Consider the following 9,807-nt stretch of genomic DNA (forward strand, 5'->3'; position numbering starts at 1 on the left):
ATGACTAAAGAATTTGTTGTCCATAAAGATGATTTCAACGAATTCCTGACGCTGTTGATTAAAGTATATACTGTATTTGGCCCAACAGGTGATGATGGTTCTAATGGGATCAAGAGGATTGAAAGACCAGAGCAGTTCAAGTTGCATCATGGCACGAGTCATTTTTCGTTCAAGCATTTCTTCTTGCCGCAGACCGAGAAGCTGTTTTCCTTTGATCTGGCATCTAATAAGGTTGATGCCCCAAGCGAAGAGCAAGGTGATGACAAATATTCTATCCTTATCGGTTTGAGGCCATGCGATGCAAAGGCCGTTGAACTTCTTGACCAAGTTTTTATTGAGCGTGATCCAAAAGATATTTTCTATGCAAAGCGAAGGAATAAAACCAGGATCGTGTCGTTTGCCTGCCGCGAGCCTCGTTCAACTTGTTTCTGCGGATCAGTAGGATGCGGGCCGGATTCTGAAGCTGGCGCCGACGTGGTAATATACGAGCTGAAAGACCGTTACGTTATGAAAGCGATTACCGGGGGAGGCGACGAGTTGTTGAACAGCGCCAACATATATTTGAACGCCGTTTCGAAGGAAGACCTTGCTGAAAAAGAGAAGACGATGATTGAGGCTAAGAACCACTTGGTGAACGTCTTCACGAGCGATGGTTTGGATGGGAAAATTAGCGATTTCGATGCCTCCTACTGGAAACGGATTTGTCAGAAATGCCTCGGTTGTGGTATTTGTACTTACTTCTGCCCGACTTGTCACTGTTTCGACATCATTGACGAAGTGGATGGTTCCAAAGGAAGACGAATACGCTCATGGGATTCATGTATGTATCCGCTCTTCACCTTGCATGCATCAGGGCATAACCCCCGACCCACTCGCAAGGAAAGAATGAGACAGCGAATCATGCATAAATTTGTCTATAGCATGGAACAGTACGGGAGAAGATTCTGTGTTGGATGCGGCCGGTGCGTTACTCATTGTCCAGTCAATCTCGATTTGCGCTTCGTCATCAAGGAAATCGTGGAGGCAAAATGAACAACCCCTATATTCCAATGCCGACGAGAATCGAAAGAATCACAACTGAAAATGAAGCACGTGATATAAAGACATTCGACCTCTCTTTCGTCAATAACGAAGACAGAGATAGTTTCTTGTTTCTTCCCGGACAGTTTGCAGAACTATCGTTGCTCGGTTTTGGAGAATGCCCTATTGGTATTGCTTCTTCTCCCACTGAGGTCGGTCATCTATTGTTTACCGTGAAGAGAACTGGTTTTGTGACCAAACACTTGCATCGCGCAGAGGTGGGTGATACCATAGGAATTCGAGGTCCCTTCGGGAATAGTTATCCACTGGATCTGATGGAAGGCAAAAACGTGCTGATTATCGGAGGTGGATTCGCATTTACAACTCTTCGCGCTACCGCAATGTATATGCTTGAAGGCAGCAATCGCGCTCGGTTCAAGGAGTTGACGATTGTCTATGGCGCACGTAGTCCCGGCGAATTGATTTACAAACAAGAACTATGGGATTGGGAGAAATCGACTGACTTGAATATGTTCATTACGGTAGATAAAGGCGATGAAACATGGAAAAGACGCGAGGGCTTTGTACCGACCGTCCTCGAGGAGATAGCACCTAGTTCTCAGGATACGGTTGCTTTGGTATGTGGTCCACCCGTCATGATAAAATTCACGCTGCCAGTTCTTCAGAAACTGGGGTTCCCTCCGGACCGCATCTTTCTGTCTCTTGAAATGCGCATGAAATGCGGCATCGGTAAATGTGGTCGCTGCAATATAGGGCACAAGTATGTGTGCGTGGATGGTCCGGTCTTCTCTTGTGCGCATCTGGGCGAATTACCGCAGGAATATTGAACTGGACAACTTGTAGATAGCTTTCCGATTATCGCCTGTATGGTTTGTGATTTTCTGATTACATTTTGGGGCAGTATATTGAGCATGAGTCCATAGAAGGCAGAGCAATAGGCATCCTCATAACAATGCCAGGCTTATAATTGCGATTGCCGCGCAAATGATGCCCACTGCTCTGAGTGCGCCAATATTTTCTTTCAAGAACACCGCGGATAGGATAGCGGTGAAGACGAAGCTCAGTTGGATTATTGGTACTGCAGTGCTAAGTTCTCCTTTCTGTAAAGCTGTGACATAGAAAAAAGTCGCAAGCGCCATCAAGATACCGTTGAGTGGAGCGATAAAGAAGGTCGCTTTTGGAAACTTGAAATTCCCGTACACGATGTTATACAAAATAACGAAGGCTCCAAAGAAGAGATTCATCAGTAGGATGAAAGAGAGGGGTGAACTGAAGACCCGTGTCGATAATTTCAGTATGATCTGAAAACCTGCTGCTACTATCATTGCGAGTATCGCGATGAGAAGTGGTTTGTTTTTCGCGATGAGTCGTTTGGGTTCGTAAAAGAATATGAATATAGCCAGACACGTAAGTGCGATCCCAACGATCTTGTTTGATGATAATCCTTCATGCATCAATAATATTGCTGCGGCTGTGGATATGACAAAGCTCGAGCGGAATATGGCATAATTCACACTTGCGTAACCATGAGTTAGGCTATGCAGCATTAGGGTGAAGCCGGCAAAGCCAAAAATGGCGCTGAGCAGGCTATAAATAACATCTGACCTTTGCCATTTGATACCGCCAGATAGAATCGCGAGCATCAAAACGATGATTGTAAAAGATAAACCTTGTACGATTAAATACGAACCAATGGGTACAGCGAGTTGCCGCGCTCGCTTGTTGATCGTATCACCTGCTCCGATCAGTACCATCGCCAGTAGTGCTGCCATTATAGAAGTAGTCATTTATGTTCCCTATATGGTCGAAAAAATTAAGTTATTATAGCTTCAGGCAACCTCGGGTCAACAAATATCTCTTGTTGAATTATTGACAATGTATCTTTGATTGATACAATTCTACTGTCAGGCTATCACGGGTCTGGGTCCGTGAAGAAGGCAAACCGCGAGGAGGAATCATGAGAAGAGTTATTTTTGTAGTAGCAGCTCTGGTAGGAACGTGTTTTGCAGTTTCCCTTTGGACAGAAGAGGATTTTATCAATGCCGATTCGATCCCGCGTGAATCTCCCGTGCTGCAATCCGCCGTTCATCTAACGCGTGGCGAGTGGCAGCGTTGGAGCTATATCCACGAATTGTGCCAGACCGCAGCGTTTGTAGCCTCAATGCAGGTATCGGATCCGCTGGATCCGGAATTCGGGGGCATAATTGAAGGGGAAGATGCCCTTACTGTGATTGAAACCGACAACACGCAGCAAGCGATCTGGGTGTGGTGTCGTTATTATGAAATAACCGGCGATACCACATATTTCGAGAATATCCGGCGTGCCTGGATCTATGTCATGAATTTCCCCGCCTATCTGGAGGGAAGCGGGGAGAGTATCTTCTACGGCGTCTGGAATTGCGGATTAGGTCTCTTTGCCGAAAGCATGTACAGGAACACTCTTGGTGATACTACTTACCGGGTCTATGCAGACACTTGCGTTGGTTTTATGCTGGCGAATCCTCTTGATTTTACTGGTGTGAGCACATACTATCAGAGGCTGCATCCAAAGGTCCAGTCTCTCGTTGCTGGTATGTTATACCAATACGGTAAAGAGATGAACAATCAAGTCTGGAAAGATACGGCGGTAGCCTACGGTACAAGAGTGAGGCAGTGGATCGAATCGAATCCGGATACCAACATAAACGACGAGGTGTGGGCAATGTCGGGCGGTACTGCAGTGTGGGGAATGTGCCGTTCAATATTCGACGCCGACACGTCGTATGGGATCAGCTGGCTGAGCACGTATCTTCCGTATATGAAGTACTTTCAACCCACCGGAACCTGGAACAATTCCTGGAATATCTGGTACGGCAATGCATACAATCATGCGGCAAGGATCACTCAGAATCTAACGTATGTTGACTATCATCACGCTTTGACCGATAGTCTACTTGTACAAGATTATGACGATGACGGCGGTGTCCCGCCGACAAGGGGTTGGACCCAGTATCAAGATCATACATGGGTATCAAACTACATGGTGTTCATGGGTTTTGAAGGGTTGATGGATTCGATAAGGAATATCGATGCTGGAGTCAACGGTATATACGCGACCGGGCAGGAGCCTTATTTTCTCTCGGATGATACGGTTACGCTGTCGATGCGGATTGCCAACTACGGCTTCCAGCCGTTACAGAACGCATATTTCGCCTTGGTCGGCGCACACGCGGGTGATACGATTATCGATTTAGAGATAGGTGTAGAGGATTCCATTGCAGTCGCTGGCGTATGGGTGCCCGGCGATACTGGGTATTTTGCGTTTAACGCGTATAGCTCGTATCCGAATGATGGCCGGGTCGAGAACGATACATTCCATGCCTCTATATACATAAATCCGTTGAGACAACTCTCTGGCAACATTAGCGATACTCTGAATGGTAATGGGGTATCTGCCAGATTGTACTTCCAATTTGTTGACGCAGCCGGAGCCGAATACTTCGACAGTACATTGAGTGATTCGGTGACTGGACACTTCAGCGTCTATTTGATCGATTCACTCTACCGCGTTATTGTCCAAACCAGGATTCCTTACCCCGAATTGCTAGTCGAGAACGTCTATGTGACTCCGGAATCGATTTCTGTAGTCGATATTGGCACGAGCCCCGCTGACCTGCTAATTGTCAACCGTGACAATGAAGAAAGATATGCGGAATACTACACAGTGTGTCTCGATACGCTGAACACGACCTACAAGATATGGGCGCCTGCCAGTCAAGGGATATTTCCCATCAGCAGGATTGATGAATTCAATACCAGTACGATAATATGGTATACGGGCAGAGCCGCAGTGAATACAGTGACGTCAGCCGAACAGGACAGTTTGATTCAATTCCTTGATGGAGGTGGTAAATTGATCATTACTGGTCAGAATATCGGTGAAGAGATATCCGGTACCACGTTCTACGGAAGCTGGCTTCATGCACAGCTGGTGAACGATTCGATATCTATCACACGCTGCTATCCCGACACACTTGATTCTCTGGGACAATCTATGATAAAGATATTTACGGTCGGCAGCGCGCCGAGCCAGTACTCGCGTGATGTAATTGCATCTGATGGTAGTGCGCATCAGTTCCTTTATTATGATACTCTCCTTACGAATTGCGCGGCGATATGGTATAATTCACCATTCCCTGATTACCGCGTTATATACTCTGGGTTCGGGCTTGAAGCGATTAACCAGATCCCTGGACACATGAGCCTTACCGAAGTACTCGCAGCTTTTCTTGATTGGTTCGGCATATTGTCGGTGGAAGAGGACCAGATGGGTAGAATTAACATCCCTCTTTGTACGGTGTTTCCTAATCCGGTCAGAGGTCTAATGCAAATAAGGATGGGGAGTACTGTTATTGGTGAGTTTGGGTCAATTCTGGTCTATGATGTTGCGGGAAGGTTGGTGAGGACTGTGCATGAAGGACAGTTGCCCGATGCTATTATGTGGCATCTCAAAGATGATATCGGCCGCCAGCTGCCCAGTGGTGTATACTTCATTAACTTGAGGACGAAACAGCGAGGTGAGATGCTAAAGGTCGTTGTTGTTGATTAATATTGCATCCCTTCAGACTGTCGGTAGTAGTTGATTTCATCCCGTGCTCCGGTGAATACGAACGGTATGTTTGTATATGAATCTGCGATCAATGAATCATCCTGCATGGTTCCAGATATTTCCATTATGGGTCCGATCTTACTTAGATCATATTTGTTAGGGAATATTACGACCTCAAGAACGTCTGTCTCGTCGTCTATGGTCAGGAAGCACATCAATTTGTTGTTTCTTGTACGGATCGTCCTCCGGGTAATAAGAGTACCGATGAGTTTTGCTTTATTGACGGGTCTTGATAAACGCAGCCGACGTTTCGGGTAGAATTTCTCCAGGATATGTTGTCCGGGGATGAACCCGAGCGTTTTTAGCTGGTCCAATACTTTAATATTATCGCTAAAGTCACTTAATTTAGGGACTTTTTCGCATAAGTTAGGAATTACTTGTTTGGATGCTTTTGAGTCCAGTAGGAGAAAATACAGCTCGGGCCAGGTATTCCCGAAGATATCGAGGCTTCTGGATTTTATGAGTGGGATGCCTTCGTCGATCGAAGGCCGTACTCGATAAAAGAAATCCCGTGCATTTCGGTATGTCCGCATTTTGATTATTTTCCCGATCGTTTCTCTGGAGAGCTCACTTATTTCATCCAGTCCAGTAAGGAGCGATGAACCGCAGACCGTAAAACTGCGTTCGCTCTTGCTGACATCCGGTGCGATTATTTTTATTCCCCTTCTTCTTGCTTCGTTGATATATGCGACAGTTGGATAGTAACCTCCTTTATTATTTATTACCTGACAGAAAAATTTTTCCGGTTCGTGATATTTTTGATAGGCCGATAAATATGCAAGAGTCGCGTAAGTTATGCTGTGTGATTTATTGAAACCGAAAGACGAGAACGATCTTATGCGATCCCAGACCGGTTCTATTTCGCGTAAATGGTAGCCCATATTTTCCGCTTTGGAGAAAAATATTTCTCTGAGTTCTTTCATACTGTCTGGACTACGTGCTTTGGTCATTGCCCGTCGTAGCATATCACCATCACTCAGGGAGAAATCGGCGAAGTCGTGGGCAATTTGTAGTATCTGTTCCTGGTATACAGGTATGCCCAGGGTATCAAGCAATGCTTTTTGGAGTCTTGGATGGGGATAGTCTATTTTTTCCTCTCCCTTGATACGTTTTAAAAATCTTTCTTTCATACCACCTTGAGCCGGCCCGGGACGGATGATGGCTATGGCATTGGCAATGTCCATAATTGTTTTTGGATTTATTCTTTTTAGCATGTACCTGACCATAGGGCTTTCTATTTGAAAACAGCCCAGGGTTTTTGCTTCACTAATGAATTTGTATACTTCGGGATCGTTAAAGTTGACTTTTCCTCTTGATAGATATAACTGAGGGAAGCCTCTGACTCCGAGTATATCAATTTTCACAAGCCCGATCATCTCTACTCCATCCTTGTCCAGATGGGTGATTTGATCTGCCGGGCTGGGGTATAGGGGTACATGGTCGCGTATGCTATTGGGTGTTATTACGATACCGCTTGGATGGCACGAAAAATAGTGGGGGTAACCGATGATCTTTTCGGAAAGTTCGTGTATGGCGCGGATAGTTCTCTCTTCGATATGATTTTTGATCACCCTCAGTTCACGCGGTGAAATACCGTGAACGCGGGCTGTTTCGCGGAAACTCGCCCGGCGTTTGAATCGATTGATTACCGAAATGTGCGAGACGCGGTCGCTGCCAAATTTTTTATAGATTTCTTTTATTAATCTCTCGCGCTCGCTGAATTCGACATCGACATCGATGTCGGGCGGTTCGGTACGCTGGGGATTAAGGAATCGTTCGAATGGCAGGTTATGCTTGAGCGGGTCTGTTATTGATAGCCCTAGTTTATAAAGAATAAAAGAAGATGCAGCCGAACCACGTACATTCATGCCGATGCCCTTTTCGAGAGCGAATTCCTTCAGATGGTATACTAGGGAAAAATGTGGGGCAAATCCAGTATCGGTGATGATCTTATATTCATGCTCGAGCCGTTTTTTTTCTTCACTGGTCAATCTTTTGCACTTTTGTTTTATTATTTCATGCAGGGTTCCGTTCGATGCCGGGAATATCCATCCTTTGTTTTCCGGAATGTAATTACACATTTCGGATAATTCGATATTATTGCGTACCGCAGCCGGGTATTCAGCAAATATCCTGTTGAATTTTTCGTTACTCAAGAGGTGGGTCGGTAGTAGGGGTTCGTTTTCGTAAGGATTTTCTTTTATGGCACACATTAATCTATACAATTCCTTTTCTTTTTTTGTGACGTAGAGTATTTCGTTTGTGGCAACTGCCGGGAATGCGTTATCTATTACTGCATGACAGGGGAGAAGGAGATAGTATTTTAGTGGGAATGACGGTCCTAATCTTCTTAATAGCTTCAGTGAGTTTGTGAGCAGAATAATACCTCTGGTATGCTCTTTTATATAAGCAATATTAAATCTATTGAAAGAGATTTCGGTGACTATTTTGCAGAGATTGCTATAGCCTTCTTGATTTTGTACGATCAGATATGATTTGTTGCCGTTTTCTTTGGCAATGGGAATCCTTGTGCCAATAATGGGTTTTATGCCGTATTGTTTCGCGTGTTTTATGAATTCGTGTAATCCGAAGAATGTGATGTCGACCAGTCCACAACTCTTCAGATTATTCCTGCGCAGGTGTTCGAACAGGGTTTCGAAGTCGGAACCGCCGATACCATAATTACTGTGATAAAGAAGGGGTGTGTAGGGTGTAGCCATGATCGCTGTCTTTGAAATGTTTCTTTAACACGGTGGTATTGGCAGCAAAAAGAGTATTGAATCCGAATTTATTCCGTGCCCTATCCAGGGCGCCATTCAATCGATTAAGACGTTCCTCCTTTAACATAAACATGGAGGACTGCAAACCGTCGTATTCAAAACCTGATAAGGCGATGCCGATCAGTCTTATTCGTTTTTTTTCCTTCAGAATTTCCTCTAAGATCCTTGCGCTGAGTTCAAAAATTATTTGCTGGGCATTACCAGCGGGTATTTTGGTTCTCCTGGATATCGTTTTGAAGTCGGAAAACCTCGTTTTCACCGTCACTGTTTTGGCGAGTAATTTATTTTTGCGCAGTGTACTGCATGCGCGTTCTGTAAGGTAATATAATAATGCATAAATAAGGTTTCGATTCAAGGTGTCTTCATGTAAGGTTGTTTCACGGCTAATGGATTTCATCGTATCTGAGCATTGATAGTCACCACCTTGTATGAAAAATTTGAGTATTTTATAATAACTGCCCAAGGCAGTTTCCAATATCCAGTCTGGGGTTTTTATTAATTCTTGTACTGTGGTGATATTCAGATTTTTAAGAACGGCAACATTTTTTGGTCCGATGCCGGGTAGGACGTTGACACCAAGGGGCGTGAGAAACGGTATTTCATCTTTTTGCGGGACCGCGATAGTACCGTTAGGCTTAGATTGTTCACAGGCGATTTTCGAGAATACTCTTGTTCGCGCAATACCGATGGAGGATGGAATGTTCAGGGTTTCTTTGATCTCATTTTTCATTTTATAGGCCAATTCGAGAGGAGGTCCGAATAAACGCTGGGTTCCCGTTGTATTGATATATGCTTCGTCTATTGAGACCATGTCTACTTCCGGAGAATAGGAACTTATGATCTCATAAAATCGGTTCGAATATAGCCGATAGTGCTGGAAATTTCCTCTTAAGAATATTGCCCGGGGGCAGAGTCGGTAAGCAAGGGATGTGGGCATACCTGAGTGGATGCCGAATTTTCTTGCTTCATACGATGCCGAGGCGACTACGCCTCTTTCCTGGGGTAGTCCGCCGACAATTACTGGTTTGTATAGTAATGACGGATCCAGCGCTTGCTCTACGGAAACAAAGAAAGCATCCAGGTCAATGCAGATATACATAACATGCACTCCAGGTCATAGTGCCGTTCTTCCTTCTTATGTTACCGCGACAGTGAGGAGCGGAGATTGCTTCGGGGCTGCGCCCCTCGCAATGACAACTCTTTTTCTGTCATTGCGAGCGTAAGCGAAGCAATCTCATGATAATAGAACCCACGCGATGGCAAGCATAGTGATTCCGCGCAATGAGGGGGAAGCTCCTCGCAATGACAATGGGAGAAATGGGGTTGTTGTTCCTCTTT

General features: G+C 45.0%; 6 protein-coding genes. 3 read left to right on the forward strand and 3 right to left on the reverse strand.

Annotated elements, in window-relative coordinates; genetic code table 11:
• Both OEV79_09945 and OEV79_09950 read left to right on the forward strand, forming a co-directional pair.
• Entirely contained in the window at positions 1-1,032 is a 1,032-nt protein-coding gene (locus OEV79_09945) for a 4Fe-4S dicluster domain-containing protein (protein ID MDH4211751.1), read from the forward strand.
• Complete coding sequence (locus OEV79_09950; GenBank protein MDH4211752.1) at positions 1,029-1,868, forward strand: FAD/NAD(P)-binding protein; 840 nt, start codon at positions 1,029-1,031, stop codon at positions 1,866-1,868. The genes OEV79_09945 and OEV79_09950 overlap by 4 nt, the downstream gene beginning before the upstream one ends.
• A 117-nt stretch (positions 1,869-1,985) precedes the next feature.
• Here the strand turns inward: OEV79_09950 and OEV79_09955 are convergent, their stop codons facing one another.
• Positions 1,986-2,828, reverse strand: coding sequence for a DMT family transporter (locus OEV79_09955; GenBank protein MDH4211753.1), 843 nt, complete (start codon positions 2,826-2,828; stop codon positions 1,986-1,988).
• 170 nt (positions 2,829-2,998) lie between these two features.
• On the opposite strand from OEV79_09955, the gene OEV79_09960 reads away from it, so the two are divergent.
• Entirely contained in the window at positions 2,999-5,629 is a 2,631-nt protein-coding gene (locus OEV79_09960; GenBank protein MDH4211754.1) for a T9SS type A sorting domain-containing protein, read from the forward strand.
• Here the strand turns inward: OEV79_09960 and OEV79_09965 are convergent.
• On the reverse strand, positions 5,626-8,409 hold the full coding sequence (locus tag OEV79_09965; protein MDH4211755.1) for a PHP domain-containing protein: 2,784 nt from the start codon (positions 8,407-8,409) through the stop codon (positions 5,626-5,628). The two genes, OEV79_09960 and OEV79_09965, sit on opposite strands and share 4 nt — an antisense overlap.
• Positions 8,372-9,568: a DNA polymerase IV gene (dinB, locus tag OEV79_09970; protein ID MDH4211756.1), complete on the reverse strand. Its 1,197-nt coding sequence runs from the start codon at positions 9,566-9,568 to the stop codon at positions 8,372-8,374. The genes OEV79_09965 and dinB overlap by 38 nt, the downstream gene beginning before the upstream one ends.
• Positions 9,569-9,807: the final 239 nt, after the last annotated feature.

The organism is candidate division WOR-3 bacterium, assembly GCA_029858255.1.
In the GTDB taxonomy this organism is placed as follows: Bacteria; Hydrothermota; Tepidihabitantia; order SM23-42; family SM23-42; genus SM23-42.

Excerpts from the sequence above, each read along its gene's own strand:
- dinB (MDH4211756.1), bottom strand. The coding sequence starts at position 9,568 with ATGTATATCTGCATTGACCTGGATGCTTTCTTTGTTTCCGTAGAGCAA.
- OEV79_09945 (MDH4211751.1), top strand. The coding sequence starts at position 1 with ATGACTAAAGAATTTGTTGTCCATAAAGATGATTTCAACGAATTCCTG.
- OEV79_09965 (MDH4211755.1), bottom strand. The coding sequence starts at position 8,409 with ATGGCTACACCCTACACACCCCTTCTTTATCACAGTAATTATGGTATC.
- OEV79_09955 (MDH4211753.1), bottom strand. The coding sequence starts at position 2,828 with ATGACTACTTCTATAATGGCAGCACTACTGGCGATGGTACTGATCGGA.
- OEV79_09960 (MDH4211754.1), top strand. The coding sequence starts at position 2,999 with ATGAGAAGAGTTATTTTTGTAGTAGCAGCTCTGGTAGGAACGTGTTTT.
- OEV79_09950 (MDH4211752.1), top strand. The coding sequence starts at position 1,029 with ATGAACAACCCCTATATTCCAATGCCGACGAGAATCGAAAGAATCACA.